This is a genomic window from Paenibacillus sp. JT22N1, assembly GCF_059692155.1.
This window is the reverse complement of record NZ_JCAUAW010000001.1, coordinates 827,402-847,713: the sequence shown is the minus strand read 5'-3', so window position 1 is coordinate 847,713 and position 20,312 is coordinate 827,402. Positions and strand designations below refer to the sequence as shown.

Below are 20,312 nucleotides of genomic sequence, written 5' to 3'. Positions count from 1 at the left end.
CCCCCTCAGTCTGCTCAACCATCGCTAGCTAATTACATCCATATAACGCCTAGAAGCTGGGGTTTGTCAACTAAAAACATACTTGCGAGGTGTCGAAGTCATTGCTTGCAAATTGTTTTAGGAACTAAAAAAAGGAGCCTTTCGGCTCCGACATGTTCCTAATTTTAATAAGTGCGGCAAACAAATTCATTAGTATCAAAGAAACGTTCAAATTGAAAATTTGAGTGAGTACTCCCACACCAACAACAGGAACAATGAATGCGGTATAAGCGGTTGAACAGCACTGTGTTGATTCAAACGCCAGACTCAAGCTTCATGTTTGTATAAGCAACTTCACGCCCATTCACGAATAGCCCTATTCTGTGCTCACCGGGATAATGACGACGAGTTGTCAGATCCGCCCAACTATGCGTCCGAGTGCCGTTAAGATGGGTACCGCCTGAAACTGTTTTGTCTGACAGTAAGAACAACTTGCACGATGTCTGTCCCCCCGCCTTTACAAAGTAAATGCCGTATTCGACGCGGATATGCGCCGATTCGCCCTCCCTAATTCTAAGCTCGTACCTGACGTCGCATTTCTGACCGATTGTTAGTATTTGAGGCTCCGTTATTATTGAAGCATGGATGGCAAGGGGAATCTCATCCGTGGTTTCCGCATAGCCAAACAGTGCAAGCACCTCAGGATTCGCCTTACGAATTAATGTCCTACACCCATGTCGCAAAATCCAGTTTGTACCTGGATTCTTTCCTTTCCAGCGGCGAGCTGTTTCGATCACCACGGATGGATGATCCTTGGCAATATCATTAAGATTGTTGGCAACGCTCTTACGTACATAAAGCGACGGATCCTCCTTCAATTGCTCCAAAATAGGCAGCAAGGGAGCAGGGTCACGCTTAAATATCGGTAGTGCCTGCCCCCACGGAAGGCGCGGCCGACAACCCTCGCTAGCAAGACGCCGAACATGCTCATCCTTATGCTTAGACCACGTCATCATCTGCCGCATCATCCGTTCCGGATGTCGCAGAATGAACGACCTTACTGCAAATTCTGCAGACGACCTCATGGTGAACCGTTCCAATGCTTCCATGGAAAGTTCCCAGTGTTCCTCCGCCTGCCCATACACTTCCACGAAATCCGGGAAAAACAAGTATGGAAAACCAACGCATACCTCGTCAATCTTAAACAGCACGTCCAATGCTTCCTCGTACCGTTCGGGTAGGTAAGCACCAAGCTTCTGTGAGATCCGCCGCGTACGTTCTTTAAGTTTAAGCCCCTCCCATGTATCGTCCATGATCGCTGCAATGAAGCCCTCAGTATCGAAGGCCCGATACACGTCATGAACCAAGGCTCCGAATCTGCGCAAAAACTCCAAATTATATATTGATTTCAACGGTTCTGTCATCGCCTAATCTCCTCTTTCCTCTGTCTATATAAGGCGTATCTTACTATTGACTTCGAAATTTGTCTAATCTATTATTCTTATGAAATACATTACTTATATTCATGAAAGAGAGTGGTCAATATGGAACTCACGCAACTGGATTACTTCCTTACCGTAACTCGTCTTCAGCATATGACCAAGGCCTCCGAAGCTCATTCCATCACTCAACCGGCGTTAAGCCACGCTATTTCTAAGTTAGAAAACGAGCTCGGTGTTCCTTTATTCGAACGTCGCGGCCGGAATGTCCAAGTTAATCGTTATGGGGACATGTTCGCGAAATGGGTTGAAAGAGCGCTAAAAAATATTGAGAGCGGCATCCAAGAAATTGAAGAATGGTCTAACCCCGATACTGGCGTGATCAACATGTCGTATTTAAATATACTCGGCGTTGAGTTGGTTCCCTCACTTATCCGTGACTACCAAAACAAAAACCCAAAAGTTCGGTTCGAGTTAATGCAGGGCGACAATGAGCATATTGATCAGCATTTGGAAAATGGATACTCCGACCTTATGATAACATCTAGGGAAACGACCTCACTCGATCATGAATGGTTAAGAATGAAGCTGCTTCCGCTATACATTGTTGTCCCTGTTTCTCACCGATTTGCTGAACGGTCATCGCTTAGCCTAACTGAATTAACTGGTGAGCCATTTGTCGGACTCAAAAAAAACTGCGGATTACGGGCAACCTTGCTGTCTCGTTTCCAACATACGGGATTCACACTTGCATCTACCTATGATGCAGAAGATCTTTCAACAGTAGCGGGCTTTATTGCGGCAGGCCTTGGCGTATCCGTACTGCCTAAGACCTTAGGACTCATGCTTGACGGTTTAGCATGGCTGCCAATTGAAGAAGAAGGTTGGCATTGGGAGCTCGGTTTGAAATGGCGAAAAGATCGGTATCTGTCGCCCGCATCCGAAAGGTTTATTGATTTTGTTGATAAGACATTTCAAACACAAGATCCAAACCTAAGTGATGCTGATTTTAAAAAATAAAACTCGCCATTCGTTCTTGAATGACGAGTTCCGAGATTATTAATTTATTAAACAGTCGGAATCGTTCCGCCATCAATCACATATTCGCTTCCCGTGATGGATGCCGCACGATCAGAAACCAAGAATGCCACCAGTTCGGCAACTTCTTCTGGGAGTCCCGGACGGCCAAGCGGAATGCCGCCTAACGAGTCCATTAATTGCTTCAGCGCGCTTTCTCTGCTGCCTGTTTCGGTTGCAATTCGATCGATCATCGCATCAGCAGCCTCGGTTTGAATAAAACCTGGTGACAGCGTGTTTATTCGTATGCCGCGTGGAGAAAACTCGTTGGACAAGCCTTTGCTGTAGTTGGCAAGAGCTGCTTTCGCGGCTGCATAAGCCAGTGTCGTTTCATAAAGTGGCAGCCGTCTCTGGATGGAAGTGATATGCAGAATAACACCTGATCCTTTCTCTACCATCAGCGGCAGCAATCCACGGTCTAACCGAACAGCAGCAAGAAGATTCCAATTCAGCGCATGGAGCCAGTCTTCGTCAGACAAGACGAGCGCTCCCCCTGGTGGTGTGGTCGATCCGCCGACAACATGAACCACAATATCGATACCGCCAAGCTGATCCTTTACCCCTTGAATGACCTTCTCGACCCCTTCAGGCGAAGCAATATCCGCTTGAACGAACAGATTCGATTCTGACAAACCGTCAGATGCGGAACGAGCAGTTGTCAGGACGGTTGCACCTGCAAGCGAAAGTCTTTTTACAATAGCTTGGCCCATCCCTTTCGTACCGCCAGTTACGAGTATCTTTTTCCCTGCAAATTCTTTATACGGATCTTCTAACCATTTACTCATTATGTTTTCCTCCTATAAGTATGAAATTTGGGATATCTAAACTTCGGACTTTCGATCACTTCATGCGTTCCATAAATAGCAAGAGGCGTGATAGGATGCCCGGTCAACCCAGCCGTGGCTTTCTCTGAATATATGTTGAGCTCAACAGCATCTTTGGTTTTCTCACGTATGAAAATTACATGGACCGACATCGTCCCCCTCCTCTCCTTCTTTTTTTCATTTTAGCTAATCAGTTTCAAGGTAATTTTACGCTTAAACCTTAGATAACGTCTAATCGATAGTAGTAATCAAATTCATTAATATAATTCATGTAAGAAAACAACTTAATAAATAAAAACGAGCCTTCGCTAGCACAAAACCAGCGAGGACTCATCCTATTAATAACCGTTCTTGAAACGGTTCATTGAAAATAACGAAATGTCATGCTCACTTCTGCCTGTCGTAATAAGTTGGCACAAGATTTCGCCGACTACACTACTGAATTTAAACCCATGTCCGGAAAATCCAGCAGCAAAAGCTATATGAGGATACTTTGGATGTGCATCTATAATGAAATTTTCATCGGGAGTGAGGGTGTACGTGCAGGTTTTTCCCTTGCGTAGTTTCGTATTAGCCAAAGGCATAAAGCGGCTTAAAAACATTCTTAAGTCTTCTTCATCCTCCTGAAGTGCCCCAAACTCGGGAATGGCTTCATCCGGATTAATTCGAAGTCCCCCATCATGACGTCCTACCTTAAGACCAGCTCCCCCCATGCTGGGAAAACCGTAATAATGTCCCAAGGAGGTTTCAAAAGTAAACGCCGGAAACCGTTCCTCCCCGAATAAAAAGTCATCTGCTTCAAACCACGCAAACGTTTTTCTTTTGGTAACCAGCGGTGGATGGATATTCAAGAGCGAAAGCAGCTTAGAAGACCAAGCCCCTCCTGTAACGATTAGGGCGCGTCCTCTATAACTTTCATCGGCTGTTTGGACCGTCACCCCAGTTGAATCGATAGACAACTCTTGTACGGATGTATTCGTTAAGATGGTCACTGGATGAAGTTCCAACAATTCCCGATAAGCACGAATACATTCCTCGCTCTTAAGCACACCTGAATCTGATTCGAAGCAGCCCACGTAGCCGTCTGGGAGCGAAATCCCAGGCCATATGGTATGAATTTCACTGGAATCCACGGCTTGCAGCGGAAGTGAATAGGCTTCGGAGCTAGAAACAACTTGTTGTATAAAGGTTGAATCATGAGTGCCTACATTCAGTACCCCGGTTTGGTAGAACAGTTTTCTTCCCGACTCTCGCTCCAAATCGTACCAAAGCTTCTGGGCTCTGAGGGCTAAAGGGACATAGCTCGTCCCTTCTCCATAGGCATGCCTGATAATACGGGTATCGCCATGATGTGCCCCGCGATCGTGCGGAGGGTTAAATGAATCCAGCAGCAAAACGCTTTTCCCTTCAAGGGCCAAATAATAGCCTGCTGCCATCCCCATCGAACCGGCACCAACAATAATTACGTCATAGTTCATCATTCCATCACTTCCTCTGAAAAAAAGTTCAACATACAATACTGGCTCGAATGACATAAGCTGCAGATTCATTGCGAAAATGGCATAATCTAATATTCACATTATCCAACAAGGAAGCTCCCCACGATAATACGCAGAAGTCGCCTTTCTCTAACCACAGAGACTGATCTTCATTTATACTAAGTCTTACTCGGCCCTCGGTACAATAAAAAGCTTCTGTTACTAGTGAAAATTCCACATCATCCTTGTGACTTTCGATCTCATGAGTAGCTCCTTCTTTGATAAATAAAGCTTCTAGTTCTCCCCGGCAACCCGCCGCTGTGATGAGATTGAAGTCTGTTACCTTCCCCATACTCCGGGTGACCCATCCTCCGCTGAAGCTCTCCTGCTCGTAGGGCTTTAATCCCACCTGACGTGATCCTTCATATTCTAGAATCACTTCTCCTTCTATAACCATAAGCTTTCTCCAAAAGTCAGGAAGGCAGGTGAACAAAGACTGCTCATCTTGAATGCTGGCCGTGCTGATTCTCCATAAAAAATTTCGTTTATTATACTCCGCGTGTTCAGGATATATGGCAAGCTGCGTTGTCGTTCCTCCTGACCAAGCGGCCGTTATCTGCTCATGCTTTTTAATGACTTTGATCGAATAAGACATATAAGCATCTCCTTGAATTTATTCCATAACGATAAACGAATGGAAAAAAGGACCTGGAAATACCAAGTCCCACATAACTAGTCCGAACAATGACTACTCTGCCTTTATCATATCAGCGTACCAAGAAAAATACGAACCTACCGCATCGTTCTTACGGATCAATCTCTTTGTTCTATCCTTAATCTCATCCACATTAACGTTTAAGCGTGCACTACCTGTATCTATGGCTGCTTGAGCAACGGCGGCAGCCACATTGGCAGCAATCATCGGTTCAAACGGATGCGGAATCACATAGTCCTGATTCAACTTATGTGCCGGAACCAACCCGGCAATGGCGTACACAGCGGCTAGTTTCATTGCCTCATTAATCTCTCTAGCACGCACATCTAGTACGCCGCGAAAAATGCCAGGAAACGCCAATACATTGTTGATTTGGTTGGGAAAATCGGAGCGTCCCGTGCCAACGATCGCAGCTCCAGCTGCTTTCGCCTCCTCCGGCATAATCTCCGGCACCGGATTCGCCAATGCAAATATAATAGAGTCACGGTTCATGGTGCTGACCATTTCTTTGGTAAGCGCTCCTGCCGCAGAAACGCCAATGAAAACATCGGCTCCTCTCACTGCATCGGCGAGCTTACCTGTTAGATTGCCTTTATTCGTCATCCGTGCGATTTCCAGCTTGAATGGATTCATGCCTTCTTGTCTTTCTTCATGAATAATACCCTTCGTATCGCATACGATGATATCCTTAGCACCCATATGGCCCAGAAGCTTCATGGCCGCTATGCCGGCTGCGCCTGCCCCGTTAATAACCACACGAATTTGGTCGATCGTTTTGTCGACTAATTGGAGAGCATTGATTAATCCAGCCGCAATGACAATAGCCGTACCATGCTGGTCATCATGAAAAACAGGAATAGCGCATTCCTTTTTCAATCTCTCTTCAATTTCAAAACAATCCGGGGCTGCGATGTCTTCTAAATTAATTCCGCCGAACGAAGGTGAAAGCTGCTTGACCGTCTCAATCACTTTCTCTTTATCCAACGCATCTAAACAGATCGGAATCGCATCTACACCGGCAAATACTTTGAAAAGCAAGGCCTTTCCCTCCATCACCGGCATGGCCGCATGCGGACCGATGTTCCCCAAACCGAGCACAGCCGTTCCATTCGTAACGACGGCAACCAAGTTTCCTTTCATCGTATAATCGTATACTTTATCTTCTTCAATAAAAATCTCTTTACAAGGCTCTGCAACTCCCGGAGAGTAGGCAAGGCTCAAATCACGGACAGTGCCTACCGGAACCTTGGCGATAACCTCAAGTTTTCCGGCATACTTTTTATGCATGTGAAGAGCATCTTCACGTAAATTGTTCATGATTCATCACCTTCCAAGGAATTTTGATCAGAGCATAGATTAAATCCATCCGCGCCATTTTATCGCTTCGACCATTCGCTTTAAACCAACGATATAGGCCGCTAATCTCATGTCTACTTGCTTTTGCAAGGATAACTGATAGACGTTATGAAACGATTTTCTCAATATTTGTTTAAGCTTTTCGTTCACTTCTTCTTCATTCCAATAATAGCCCTGATTGTTTTGGACCCATTCAAAGTAAGAAACGATCACCCCGCCCGAGCTGGCAAGCACGTCTGGAACGATCAAAACGCCTTTTTGGGTCAAAATTTCAGTAGCCTTCAAAGTCGTCGGTCCGTTGGCCGCTTCCACCAAAATCTTTGCCTTAATATCGGATGCATTGTCTTCTGTGATCTGGTTTTCAATCGCAGCTGGCACTAAGATATCACAGTCTTGGATTAACAGCTCTTGGTTCGAGATCACATTCGGGAACAAATTCGTCACCGTTCCGAAAGAATCCCGTCGATCTAATAAATACTGCACGTTCAAGCCTTCAGGATCGTAGAGAGCCCCTTGAGCATCCGAAATGCCTACCACTTTGGCTCCAGCCTCGTGAAGGAACTGAGCAAGAAAGCTGCCTGCATTGCCAAAGCCTTGGATAATGACTCGCGCGCCCTCAATTGGAATCCCAGCGACATGAGCCGCTTCTCTAAGCAACAGCACCACGCCCATGGCGGTAGACGATTCTCTTCCAATCGATCCGCCCAAGACGAGCGGCTTGCCGGTAATAAAACCTGGCGAATCGAATTCCCGAATCCGGCTGTATTCATCCATCATCCACGCCATGATTTGTGAATTCGTGAACACGTCCGGCGCCGGAATATCCTTGGTCGGCCCGACAAGTTGGCTGATTGCCCTTACGTAACCACGGCTTAATCGTTCCAGCTCCCCGAAGGATAGCGTGCGCGGATCGCACTGGATCCCGCCTTTGCCTCCGCCGTATGGTAGATCCGCAATACCGCATTTAATAGTCATCCACATGGAAAGAGCCTTCACTTCGTCTTCGGTGACCCCGGGATGGAAGCGAATCCCGCCCTTGGTCGGACCTACCGCATCATTATGCTGTGCACGGTACCCTGTGAACACTTTCACCGAACCGTCGTCCATTTTCACAGGAATGCGTACGGTTAGCAACCGAAGCGGTTCCTTTAGCAATTCGTATAAGGATTCCGCGCATCCCATTTTGTCGAGAGCAGCTTGGATAACAAGCTGCGTTCTGCTCAAAACATTCAAGCTTTCCGCTTGCATAGGCTTCTCTTTTACTTCCGTCGGAGCTTCCATGATGATCCCCCTCGAATCTTCGTACAGACTGTAACCGTTTAATGAATCCGTTTTCCGTCGGAGACCACCATTTTCCCCTGTTTAAATACCGAATGGACATGGTTGATCCCAAAGTGATAAGGCAGATAGGCCAAGTTATCCGCATTGAAAATAACCAAATCTGCCTGTTTGCCCGCTTCCAAACTGCCTATGGTATCCGCTTTTCCGATCGCGTGAGCCGCATTGATGGTCACAGCCGTCAGAACTTCCTCCGGCGTCATCCCTAAATTCAGGCAGCCTAGCGTCATAACGAGCTGTATAGATTCCGTTGGCGAGCTGCCCGGATTATAATCCGTGGATAAAGCTACGGGTAGTCCCATTTCAATCATCCTACGTGCACGGGCGTGATGCTTCAGTCTTAAATTAAAGGAGGTAGCAGGCAAACAGACGGCAATGACGCCAGCCCGCTTCATCGCTTCCAATCCTTCATCTGATGCAGCAATCAAATGTTCGGCAGAAATACAGCTCAGTTTGCCGGCAAGCTGCGCGCCGCCCATCGGCTCAATTTCGTCCGCATGGATCTTCAAGCCGAAGCCCATCGCTTTTGCAGCCAGCAGGATTTGCTCCGATTCTTCCACGGAAAATACGCCGTGCTCACAAAACACATCGCAAAATTCAGCAAGTCCCTGACGTTTCACTTCGGGGAGCATCTCTTCAATGATAAGCTGAACGAATTCTTGAGACCGGCCCTTATATTCTTCTGGCACCATATGAGCACCCATGAACGTAGACACCAGATCAACCGGATGTTCCTGATTGAGTTTGCGAGTGACCCTAAGCTGCTTAAGCTCATCCTCCAGAGTTAAACCATATCCGCTCTTGGCTTCTGCAGTGGTAACCCCATAAGAAAGCATCGTATCCAAGCTTTTTTTAGCCTTTTCGTACAGCTCTTCTTCCGTAGCCTGACGGGTTGAACGGACTGTGCTGAGTATACCGCCGCCTTGAGCTAAAATTTCTAAGTAAGAAGCTCCTTTCAGCTTCAGTGCTAGTTCATTCTCACGCGAGCCACCGTGAACCAAATGAGTATGAGGATCAATAAGTCCTGGGGTAACAAGCTTACCCTCAGCATCATGCTTATGAGTTACCGGTAGTTCACCGATTTGAGCCAAAACTTCTTCTTCCGATCCCGCTGCAACAATGATCCCGTCTCTGATGGCCACGGCTCCCCTTCGAACTGCCGCAACCTCAGACATTTCACTGCCTTGCCGCGGTTCCTGAGTTCCTTGCATCGTAATCAGCGTACCAATGTTATGGATCAGCAGGTCAATCCGATTGTTCTCCATCGATTCTCCCCCTCGAAATACAGCAAGCCCGATCGGGCTTGCTGCGAGTTATCATCCTTCATTTTATATGTTCTGTAACGATTAGATGCCCATCATCGGTACGCGAACGCCGCGTTCCTTCGCCGTTTGAATGGCAATGTCATAACCGGCATCAGCATGACGGATGACGCCCATTCCAGGGTCCGTATTCAAGACGCGGGCTAATCTTTCGTCTGCTTCTTTGGAACCGTCCGCAACTACAACCATACCTGCGTGCAGCGAGTACCCCATGCCTACGCCGCCGCCATGATGGACGGAAACCCAGCTTGCACCAGATGCTGTATTTACAAGCGCATTCAATATGGCCCAGTCGCCAACAACATCGCTGCCGTCTTTCATGGACTCGGTCTCACGGTTTGGAGAAGCCACCGAACCGCAATCCAGATGATCACGTCCGATAACGATTGGCGCAGACAGTTCTCCATTGCGCACCATTTCATTAATAGCTAGACCCATCTTGGCCCGTTCCCCGTAACCCAACCAGCAAATACGAGCTGGCAAACCTTGAAACGCCACTTTTTCTCTTGCCAATTCGATCCATTTACGTAGGTGCGCATTTTCTGGGAACAGTTTCAAAGCAAGTTCATCGGTTTTGTAGATATCCTCCGGATTACCGGATAATGCCGCCCAACGGAATGGTCCTTTCCCTTCGCAGAAGAGCGGACGAATGTAAGCCGGAACAAATCCAGGGAAGTTAAAGGCATCCTTAACCCCTTCATCAAGAGCCACTTGGCGGATATTGTTGCCGTAATCAAATACAGTTGACCCAAGTTTTTGAAGATCAAGCATCGCCTGCACATGAGCAGCCATCGATTTCTTGGACAGCTTCACATACTGTTTCGGATCGTTTTTACGCAAGTCAGCCGCAGCTTCCAATGAATACCCGACCGGCACATAGCCGTTAAGCGGATCGTGGGCCGAAGTTTGATCGGTTACGAAATCAGGCACAATTCCCCGTTTCACAAATTCTGCGAAAACCTCTGAAGCGTTTCCTACTAACCCAATAGCGAGCGCTTTCCCCTCAGCTTTCGCTTCGTTCGCTAGCTTCAACGCTTCATCTAGATCGTAAACCATGACGTCACAATAACGCGTGTCGATTCTGCGTTGAATACGGGTCGGATCCACGTCCACACCGATGACCACGCCATCGTTCATCGTTACAGCGAGAGGTTGAGCGCCGCCCATGCCGCCAAGTCCGGCCGTTAATGTCAAGGTACCTCTTAATGTGCCTCCCGAATGCTGCCTAGCTGCCTCAGCGAAGGTCTCATAGGTTCCTTGTAAAATGCCTTGCGTACCGATATAAATCCAGCTGCCAGCCGTCATTTGGCCATACATCATAAGACCCTGTTTATCGAGTTCATGGAACGTCTCCCAGTTGGCATATGCTGGAACAATGACCGAGTTGGAGATGAGAACCCGCGGCGCATGCGAATGCGTTCTGAATACACCAACCGGTTTCCCGGATTGCACAAGCAGCGTTTCATCCGCTTCCAGATTTGTTAAACATTCTACGATCTTGTCATAAGACTCCCAGTTCCGTGCAGCCTTGCCGATTCCCCCGTAGACGACGAGATCTTCTGGACGTTCGGCTACGTCAGGGTCCAGATTGTTCATCAACATACGCAGGACAGCTTCCTGCTGCCACCCTTTTGCTGTTAGCTTCGTTCCGTGTGCTGCTCGAATCGTACGTTTGACTGTTTGTTCCATGAATTAGTCACTCCTCTATGTTGTGTTCGAATTAATCTCGTTTCATATATCCCGTCAAGAAAGTCAAAATGACATGCAAGGCGGTCCTGACCGTCGCTCTACGGGGATCTTGCATTGGATCTACACAAACAATATCAAAGCCTCTTACCTTAGGATGCTGCCCTAAAAGGAATACCGCTTCCAGCAACTCCCATGAGGTCATTCCGGCCGGAACGAGTGCTGGCACACCTGGCGCATAAGCTTGATCCAGCACATCCATGTCAACAGTTACATAGATGGCATCCGTCCCGTCACCAGCAACCTCCAACGCCTGTTTCACCAAGGATTCGATCCCGTTCTTAGCAACCTGTCGCGCTGTATATTGGGTGATTCCTTGCGCCATGGCATATTCATGATACGCTCTTGAATTGGCAAAGCTGTGAAGTCCGATTTGCGCAATATGGCGACCTTCAACCGTGCCCGATTCGATCAACCCGCGGATTGGCGTTCCATTGGAAGGACCTCCGTCCTCCAGATTCCGGACATCCATGTGCGAGTCAAGCTGAACGATACCCACCTTACCACCGACATGGTGCTTAAACGCTTTCACAGAGGGGCACGTAATGGAATGATCGCCGCCAGCAATAATCGGGAACAAATGAGGCATTGCTGCATAAACGTTCTTCAGCCCTTGTTCGATATTGGCATGACAGCGCAGCAGATCCGTCACATGCATCTGAATATCACCAAGATCACGTGCTTTTAATTCCTGCAAATCGACACCGTGGTCGATACTGTACGTCGTGACATTTGCAAATAATTCCCGTAAGGCATTCGGTGTCATCGAAGCGCCTGAAATACTGATTGACGTCTTAGAAAGCGGAACACCGATGAAACCGACTTGGACTTCTTCCTCGCCTTCCCAAGGGGTCAACCACTGGGATACCTTGGTCTCGAATCGATCCCGCCAATTAGAGTTTCGTACGAATTCTGGCGGATTCAGCAGTTCAATTTGTCTCAAAGCTGCTTCCCTCCTGTAGGTTGATAAAACAAATGTTTGTTTGTTTCTATGAATACATCATACTTAAAAAAGAGGCATCTGAATCTAGCCGAATTTGCTGAAAGGTAGCACAATATTACGATTTATCCTTGAAGGAATCATTTCTATGAAAACGCTTAAAAGCCAACCCCTGAGCGGGTTGGCTTAAAGTGATTTTATCTATAACACTAGCACTGGGCAGATGACCGATAGTCCGTCGGGCTGCACCCCATAATCATTTTAAATTTCCTTGCAAAATAGTTCGCATCCTGAAAACCGACTCGCGCGGCAATCTCTTGCATGGTTAATTCCGTTTTCTCTAACAAATAAACGGCCTTCTCTATACGAACTTTATTTAGAAAGTCGACAAAGCTTACACCTGCTTCTTTCTTGAATATATGGGCAAAATAATGGGTGCTTAAGTAACAATGCTGGGCAATTTCTTTTAATAACAATTTGTCTTGATGATGCTCTCTTATATATACAATGGCGGATCGCACAATTGGGGAAACCTCTAAGGCATGATCGTCCGATACTTGCTTGGCCAACTTCCTCCAGTATGCACACAGCTTTTTAACAAATTTGTCGTATCGAATGGTACTGTACAAGTCTTGAAGCATTCTTGCATTTTCAGATAAAATCTCAGAAGCATTACCGCCTAAGTCGACAACCATTCTTGACAAAGAGAGGACTAAATCATAGGCTTCCGACTTAAATAGATCAATATTATGCTTATACGATCGGGAAAGGCTTTCTAATAACTCAACCAAATAAGCAATCGAGCCTTCTTCATCACCGATCCGGACTCGTGACAGCAATTCGATTTTCTCTTCATGAGTCACCGGCTTAGCACGTTCTTCCTGAATGCTTCTTTGTCCTTCATATTGAAAAATCATCCGGTTTCCTTGAAAGAAACGGTCGATCAATGATTCTTTGGCTTCGCTGTAGGAAAGATGAAGCTTGTAAGGATCTTCGTAATAAGTGCCAATACCGGCTGACACAGAAAAGCCCTTCGTATCTACGAAGTTTTGAATTTTCCGGACCATGCCATACGTAACTTGCTTGTAGGTCGGTTCTACGGGCTGAATCGATTGGAGTTCCAATAATACGGCTAACACGCCTTCTCCCACCCATACCCACAAGAAAGGCAAGGTAATACTCTCGAAAATGGCTTCCACCAGCACCTGCCCGATCTCAATACTCCATTGCAATGACTTGTCCAAAGCCAAATCGGTATAACGGTCTATGGACAAAACGATAACGATTTGGGGTCGCGGTTCGATGCCAAGCCGCTCACGCATTTCTTCAAAATCCGCTTCATGGATTAACGTCCCGGAAATGAGAAGCTGCGAAAAGGAGGCTTGAGCTGTATCCAGTTTCATTGTCTAATCACCCCCTATCTTAAAAAAGGAAGCCGTTTTGCTCTTAAACTTCAGAGAAAACTGCTTCCATGTTATTTTATTCTATTTCACCTATCATGTCTTCAACAACCTTAACGATGTCGCCCTCATGAATTTGATGATAGATCGTCACGATGTCAGGATAGAAAAAGCGGTCTTCCTCCACCGTTGGCACTTGTGTTCGTATCAGGTTATAGACTTGCTCAATAACCGGAGAAGATTTCATCGGCCGATGAAAATCGAGAGCTTGTACAGCAGTCATTAATTCAATTGCCAAAATATACGACAGCTTTTTCGAAATCTGATAGGCTTTCTTCGAGGCCGCATATGCGAAACTGACAACATCTTCTTGATTGGCGCTAGTGGGAACACTTTCTACGGAGGCTGGATGAGAAAGAATCCTGATTTCCCCCAGCAGCCCAACAGCTGTATATTGAGGGATCATATATCCATTGTTTAATCCCGGATTTCTCACTAAATAACTAGGCATCTCGCTCAGGTGAAAATTTACTAATCGATCGATTCGTCTCTCCGCTATTTTTCCCAAATTACCCATGGCTATACACATGATATCTGCCTGGATACCGACATAAGTGCCGTCAAAATTACCCCCCATTAAGGCAATCCCGTCGTCTTCCTCGGGAACAATAACAGGATTATCACTTACAGAGTTAAGCTCATTATTAATGGTGTAGGCGGCATCCTTCAAATTTCTTTTAGAAGCTCCATGAACCTGAGGGATGCATCTTAAACTTAAAGCATCCTGCACTCGATAGTTTTTATACGTTTCGGCAATTTCACTGTCTTTAAGGATTCGCAATAAATTTTGTGCTGTCTTAGCCTGCTCCTCATGTTGTTTTAAAGCATGGAGCCTTGGATCGAAGGCATGAATCGTACCTTTTAAAGCTTCGAATGACATTGCGCCCGCAATATCAGCTGTTTTCACCGCTTGAATGGCATTAAATAGGGTTAATATGGCCATAGCTGTGACAGATGACGATCCGTTGGTCAGCGCCAGCCCTTCTTTACAACTTAATGTCGTAGGGGTTAACCCTGCTCTTTCAAGCGCCTCTCTGCCTGTAAGGAGTTCCTCCTTGTGCCAAGCTTTTCCCTCCCCAATTAGCACTAACGCCATATGTGCTTCTGGGGCAAGATAACCGACGGATCCATCACCGGGAGCAAACGGCGTAATTCCTTGATTTAAGAGCGATGCTATGAGCTCTAGCAGTTCCAATCGGACGCCGGAATAGCCACGCCCCAAATGAATGAGCATCGTCAGTTGAATCGCTCTGACAACTTCTTTCTCCAGTGGATCGCCTACGGAAACTGCATGGGATCTAACGATATTGCGCTGCAAAGCTTCGGCATCTTCGGTTGAGATGATCTCGGTCACATTGCTCCCGAAGCCGGTCGTTACGCCATAAATGATGCGGTTTTCGTTTAAAAATTTTTCGATAAGACTTCTGGAATGATTAACGCGATCGCAATAAATCGGCGAAAATGATACTTTTGCCCCGTAACGGGCTACGGCGACAAATTCGGCAACAGAGACCTGATGATCGCCAAGAATTACTTGATTTATGTCTTTAGGATGAGTAGGAGCAGAAGCAATTTTCATGAAAACATCTCCTTTTAAAACCAATACATACTATGCAATAGTTGTCAGTTAAATATTCATACAAGAGATGTCGGAGACATCTCTTGTAAAAGTTTTTTAATGATAATGGATGTCATCATCCAGGGCAAGCGATTTCGTCTCCGGCGCCCAGGCGATGGAAACAATGGTCCCTATCAGCAGAACTATTGTCATACCAATCATAGAAGGGGTTAGTCCCATGGAATTAATTGTTACCGGCAACAGAAATGTTCCAACAGCCGAACCGATGCGGCTTATTGCAGTCACGACACCGACACCAGATCCCCGGATTTCGGTTGGAAAGAGCTCGGCTGGATATACTAAGGTAAGATTTGAAGCGGCTGACATGACGAAGGTAAATAAACAAAAGATCGTAATAGCCACGATGTGTGAACCAGCAGGTAAAAGAGTAAGTGCAAGCAAAGAGATTGTAAGGATAATAAACGTGTTAATCGTAAAGCTTCTGCGCGAATATTTCTCGGTAAACCACAGACCGGCAATCGAACCGACAAGCAGGAATAAATTTAAAATCGTGTCCATAAGGAACGTCTCTTCAAATCCCATTTTAGCTAAAATATCTGGTAGGAACGTATAAATTGCGAAATAGGGAAGCACTTGACAGACATAGAAGAGACCGCCAAATGCCGTACGCTTCCAAAGCTGTTTTCCGAAAAGATCTTGAAAACGGTACGTTTTGGAGGTATGCTCCAAACGCGTTTCATCAAGCTCCGCAAGTGGACCGATATGCTTCTTCACGATTTCCCTTGCTTCCTCCACACGCCCCATGCTAATGAGCCATCTTGGAGATTCAGGTGTTCCGATCCGCATTAGAAGAACGATTACTGCCGGGATAGCCGCACTGGCTAGCATCCACCGCCAGGAATCCGGGCCGGTCTTAAGCAGATAATAACCGACAATGTTGGAGACTACATATCCGACAGTCCACATGACATTCAAGAAAGAAAGTAAAAAACCTCGATGTTTTCTAGGCGCGAACTCAGCAAGCAGCGTCGACCCAATCGCGTAATCGCCACCCAAAGCAAAACCAATCAATATACGCAGGATGAACAGAATCGTAGGATCTTGTACAAAAAATTGCAAGAAAGATGCTAAAGCAATGACTACGAAGTTACCAAGGAAGATTTTCTGTCTACCTATACGGTCGGATAGTCCTCCGAGGAGTAGACTGCCGAAAAAAAGTCCGATCAACGCTGAACTTCCTATTAATCCGCTCCAAATCGGGCTAAGGTTCATTTGAGGTCCAATCAAAGTGAGAGCCATTCCAATAATGCCGAGAGCATACCCATCAGAAAAATTAGATCCAAACGTAAGTGCTGTAATTTTCAGATGAAACTTATTGAGTGGAGCGTCATCAATCTTATAAGGTTTCGTGGAAAGTTGTACGGACATAGAAGTAACCCCCGTTTATGAAAATCGATTTTAAAATTTCTTGCCCGGTTCATCTTTTTCTACGATTTTATCAAGTTAGGACTCCATGCGCCTCCTTCATGTTAATTAACTTAACAATAAATGATTTTAGATCATCAAAACGAATATTAATGTTAAGTTTATTAACATTAGGATACTCTCAAAACAGATGGATGGAACTAAACAATATTGCCTAACACTAGCACGATTTTGCTTTCCAGTTTAGAATCAGACTGATCTGATCATTTCTGATTTTGACTAATAAAGTGATACATTCCATTCCTTTTCTTTGTTTCAAAGCACTTTAAAGCGTTTTCAAAATACCAATGTTCCTTTGAGATACGCTGCAGTAAACAAATTATAAACGCTCATTATGGATTGCGCTCTAGATTATAGTTCGGATCACTAGCACAATATTGCTGGAAAGAAGTGCTACTTGCAAGGTTTATGAAATGATTTGGAGCAGCCATAATTCTTTCAGCATACCCAATTTGATAATAAAAATAACCATACAGCAGTGGGGGCTGAATGGTTATTTTTATTATCAAATATTCTTTCATCGGGATGACGAAGTCGCCGCTTGACGGGGAATCTCCAGACTTGACTGCTCTTTTTTATTGCCAATGATAAGCTGGAGCAGCATCATTAGCACGACGACTATGACCATTCCGCCAAATGCCGGAACGAAACTGCCTGTAGCATCATGTAGCCAACCAACAAAAATCGGACCCAAAGAACCAATAACATACCCACCAGACTGGTTCATCGCTGCCCAAGCACTCGCGGTTTCCACATCACCCGTTTCTTCGAGCGGCAGCATTAAAACGATCGGGAACAATCCGCCTGCACCGATGCCGAGTAGCATGGCACAGTACCAGGGATTACCGTTCATCATGAAGACAAGCAATCCTGCAAGCTGAAAAAAAGCGCAGCCCAATAACCAGTACATCCGTTTAGGAAAGCGCGCAATCAGGATCGGCAGCACGAAACTTACCGGTATTTGAATAAACGTGAACAACGTTAGCATTCCCCCGGCAAATGCTTTATCGTATCCTATGCTTTCAAACGCTGGAGCCAACCAGGCTGTTAAAGAGTAAAAAATGACCGCCATTAAGCCAAAGAGCAGCGTTATGATCCGCGCTCTCTTATTTCTCCATGGGAGCTTAACCCTTCCTGACGTGTTCTTTGAAGCTGTTGAATTCGAATTCGAGTGCGATGCATGTGCAGCCAGACGCCACCATACTGGAAGTGCAACAATGGCGAATATAGCCCATGATGCTAGCGAAGCGCGCCACGAATCGTGAAAAAGATGCTGAATCGGCGCGGATAATCCTGAACTAAGAGCTGCCCCAATTACCATTGCTGAGGAATAAATTCCTACTAAGGAAGATGCACGATTAGCGAAATATCTTTTAATAAATCCAGATAGCAAGGGTCCAGTTATCGCAATGCCTACGCCCGCAAGAAAAGCGGTAAGCAACAACAGCAGCGAGGAAGCCGCAAAATAGCGAAGAATGGTACCTACACCTATAAGCAATAGAGACCAAGTCAGTGTCTTCTCCAATCCCCATCGATTACTTATCTTAACGGCTATAGGCGAAAACAAACCCATACATAGTACCGGAATTGAGGTAAGAAGGCTGGCCAAAGCCCCGTTTATTCCAAGATCTTTACGCATCGTTTCCAATAATGGAGCAATCGACGAAATGGCCGGACGTAAATTAATGGAGGCAAGAAACAATGCACATACTAAATATCCAAACCTTAATTTCATCTTGCATTTCCCCTTACACTTCATTTTGTACGATCGAGCAGCGCTCAATTACACTAGTGTAAAAGAAAACGAATAATTGATCAATATTATCATTCCTATTATAATCATAAGCAATACTTATGATATATAGAGGTGAAAAGCTTGGAATTTCGTCAATTAGAATATTTTATCGCCGTATGCGAGGAATTGCACTTCACTAGAGCTGCGGAAAAAATAGGAATCTCACAGCCTGCATTAAGCCAACAAATCCGTGCGCTAGAAGATGAATTAAACATTCCTTTGTTTGACCGGATTGGCAAAAAAATCGCTATCACAGAAGCAGGCTCCATTCTTCTTGAGCAAAGCCGTGTTGTCCTGCGAAGTCTGAAAAACGTCAATGAATTTATCGGTGAACTTCATAATTTGCAGAGAGGCACATTAATCGTAGGTGTATTACCCTCGGATTTGGATTACAGAATATCAAAAATGTTAATTGATTTTTACCACGAATTCCCCAAAATTAAGCTCAGAATCGTATCTTCTGTTGAAATTGTTGAACAGGTACTGGCAAATGAAGTCGATATAGGCATTGGAATCATGCCTCAGCCAGATGAACGCTTGGTACGAATTCCTCTGTGCCTTGAAGAATATGTGCTAGCGGTTTCCGAGAACCACGCCTTAGCAGGCAGACAGTCTATTGATATTGACGAGCTGCGCCATGTTGAAACCGTCATGCCTCCTAAAGGTATGATTGGCAGAGAGCTCGTTGACGATTTTTGCCGTGAGTATGGGTTTGAATTAACCACTATTATGGAAACCACCTCACCAACTTCCATTATTAATTTAATAAGGGCAAACATTGGAGCGAGCGTCCTCCCACTTCCTTTAATCCAATCCATTAATGAACCAGATCTGAGATGCATTCACATTACCAAAAATGCGCCTAGCCGCAATATCGGCATCATCTATCGGTCCGATCGGTTTCTTGGTCAAGCGGCTAAAGCCTTTATTCGCAAAGTGACCGAGCATTTTAGTCCGAAATAAACGGACTCTAATCGAATTTTTAGTGCTGAAATAAGTCCCTTTGTTTCACGCACATCGCAAGGCATAAAGTACTACGTGTCTGGACAAAATAGGTAAATACAACCGAAAGGAGGAGATAGATTTGGGTCCTGACCAAACTAATCAGTTGGAACAAATCAGAAAATTACATGAAAGAGTTTCAAGTACATCAATTGATTATTGGTTTAAATATTCAAATATAAACACTTGGGAATTTTGGTTTACTATAGGGTTATTTATTATTCCTTTAATAGCCCTTTATTTCTTAATCGACAGAAGAAAGGCTCTGCTTATCGGTTTCTTTGGTTTTAATATTCATATGTGGTTCCATTATGCTGATATCTTTTGCGTAACAAACGGACTTGTGATTTATCCCTATAAGTTAATTCCTTTTCTGCCTGCAAGCGTTTCTCTTGATACGTCTTTCATTCCAGTGACTTTCATGTTGCTTTACCAATGGACTTTAAATAATCGTAGAAATTACTACCTTTATGCTACAGCATACACTATCTTTCTTTCCTTTTTGTTTAAACCTGCTTTGGTAGCATTTGGCTTATTCCGTTTATATAAAGGAATGAATTATTTTTACATCTTCCTAATTTTTTTGGGTGTCTCTTTTTTATCCAAATGGGTTACCAACCTATTCCTGCATTTTCAACAAGAACGCCAAAAAGAGCCAACATACGGACAAAAAATTTCAATAAAAAAACTATTCCTTAAAAAAGAAAAAGCTAAATAGAAGCCTTATGACATATAAACAGATACAACAAGGATCACCCTTCGCTGATGAGCATCTCA

The 20,312-nt window shown here is 45.2% G+C and carries 17 protein-coding genes; 3 read left to right on the top strand and 14 right to left on the bottom strand.

Features of this window, described 5'->3' with window-relative positions:
- Positions 1–293 precede the first annotated feature (293 nt).
- Positions 294–1,403: a DNA alkylation repair protein gene (locus AC58UU_RS03755; protein ID WP_497313059.1), complete on the bottom strand. Its 1,110-nt coding sequence runs from the start codon at positions 1,401–1,403 to the stop codon at positions 294–296.
- A 120-nt stretch (positions 1,404–1,523) separates the two neighbouring features.
- Between AC58UU_RS03755 and AC58UU_RS03750 the strand changes: the two genes are divergently transcribed.
- Positions 1,524–2,438: a LysR family transcriptional regulator gene (locus AC58UU_RS03750; protein ID WP_497313057.1), complete on the top strand. Its 915-nt coding sequence runs from the start codon at positions 1,524–1,526 to the stop codon at positions 2,436–2,438.
- Between the two features lie 47 nt (positions 2,439–2,485).
- On the opposite strand, the gene AC58UU_RS03745 is transcribed toward AC58UU_RS03750, so the two are convergent.
- From AC58UU_RS03745 to AC58UU_RS03685, 13 genes are all read right to left on the bottom strand, one after another.
- Positions 2,486–3,280 (bottom strand): SDR family oxidoreductase, encoded by a 795-nt coding sequence (locus tag AC58UU_RS03745; RefSeq protein ID WP_497313056.1) that lies wholly within the window; start codon positions 3,278–3,280, stop codon positions 2,486–2,488.
- Positions 3,280–3,471 carry a hypothetical protein gene (locus tag AC58UU_RS03740; protein ID WP_497313054.1) on the bottom strand — a complete coding sequence of 64 codons (192 nt, stop codon included), beginning with the start codon at positions 3,469–3,471 and terminating at the stop codon, positions 3,280–3,282. Before AC58UU_RS03740 ends, AC58UU_RS03745 begins: the two co-directional genes overlap by 1 nt.
- A gap of 186 nt (positions 3,472–3,657) precedes the next feature.
- Entirely contained in the window at positions 3,658–4,800 is a 1,143-nt protein-coding gene (gene solA, locus AC58UU_RS03735; RefSeq protein ID WP_497313052.1) for an N-methyl-L-tryptophan oxidase, read from the bottom strand.
- Between the two features lie 25 nt (positions 4,801–4,825).
- Positions 4,826–5,452 carry a HutD/Ves family protein gene (locus AC58UU_RS03730; protein ID WP_497313050.1) on the bottom strand — a complete coding sequence of 209 codons (627 nt, stop codon included), beginning with the start codon at positions 5,450–5,452 and terminating at the stop codon, positions 4,826–4,828.
- A gap of 93 nt (positions 5,453–5,545) precedes the next feature.
- Positions 5,546–6,829 (bottom strand): NAD(P)-dependent malic enzyme, encoded by a 1,284-nt coding sequence (locus AC58UU_RS03725; protein ID WP_497313049.1) that lies wholly within the window; start codon positions 6,827–6,829, stop codon positions 5,546–5,548.
- A 39-nt stretch (positions 6,830–6,868) separates the two neighbouring features.
- Positions 6,869–8,149, bottom strand: a complete 1,281-nt coding sequence (locus AC58UU_RS03720; protein WP_497313047.1) for a Glu/Leu/Phe/Val family dehydrogenase — start codon at positions 8,147–8,149, stop codon at positions 6,869–6,871.
- Between the two features lie 38 nt (positions 8,150–8,187).
- A complete protein-coding gene (gene hutI, locus AC58UU_RS03715; RefSeq protein ID WP_497313045.1) occupies positions 8,188–9,471 on the bottom strand; it encodes an imidazolonepropionase in 1,284 nt (427 codons plus the stop codon).
- Positions 9,472–9,552: 81 nt separating this feature from the next.
- A complete protein-coding gene (gene hutU, locus AC58UU_RS03710) occupies positions 9,553–11,217 on the bottom strand; it encodes a urocanate hydratase (RefSeq protein ID WP_497313043.1) in 1,665 nt (554 codons plus the stop codon).
- A gap of 31 nt (positions 11,218–11,248) precedes the next feature.
- Positions 11,249–12,217, bottom strand: coding sequence for a formimidoylglutamase (hutG, locus tag AC58UU_RS03705; protein ID WP_497313041.1), 969 nt, complete (start codon positions 12,215–12,217; stop codon positions 11,249–11,251).
- A gap of 206 nt (positions 12,218–12,423) precedes the next feature.
- Positions 12,424–13,617: a helix-turn-helix domain-containing protein gene (locus tag AC58UU_RS03700; protein ID WP_497313040.1), complete on the bottom strand. Its 1,194-nt coding sequence runs from the start codon at positions 13,615–13,617 to the stop codon at positions 12,424–12,426.
- A 76-nt stretch (positions 13,618–13,693) separates the two neighbouring features.
- On the bottom strand, positions 13,694–15,253 hold the full coding sequence (hutH, locus tag AC58UU_RS03695; protein WP_497313038.1) for a histidine ammonia-lyase: 1,560 nt from the start codon (positions 15,251–15,253) through the stop codon (positions 13,694–13,696).
- Between the two features lie 96 nt (positions 15,254–15,349).
- On the bottom strand, positions 15,350–16,681 hold the full coding sequence (locus tag AC58UU_RS03690; RefSeq protein ID WP_497313037.1) for an MFS transporter: 1,332 nt from the start codon (positions 16,679–16,681) through the stop codon (positions 15,350–15,352).
- A 574-nt stretch (positions 16,682–17,255) separates the two neighbouring features.
- Positions 17,256–18,473, bottom strand: a complete 1,218-nt coding sequence (locus AC58UU_RS03685; RefSeq protein WP_497313035.1) for an MFS transporter — start codon at positions 18,471–18,473, stop codon at positions 17,256–17,258.
- A gap of 141 nt (positions 18,474–18,614) precedes the next feature.
- Here AC58UU_RS03685 and AC58UU_RS03680 point away from each other — a divergent pair, with 141 nt between their 5' ends.
- Complete coding sequence (locus AC58UU_RS03680; protein ID WP_497313033.1) at positions 18,615–19,496, top strand: LysR family transcriptional regulator; 882 nt, start codon at positions 18,615–18,617, stop codon at positions 19,494–19,496.
- Positions 19,497–19,617: 121 nt separating this feature from the next.
- On the top strand, positions 19,618–20,253 hold the full coding sequence (locus tag AC58UU_RS03675; RefSeq protein WP_497313031.1) for a CBO0543 family protein: 636 nt from the start codon (positions 19,618–19,620) through the stop codon (positions 20,251–20,253).
- The last annotated feature ends 59 nt before the right edge of the window (positions 20,254–20,312 follow it).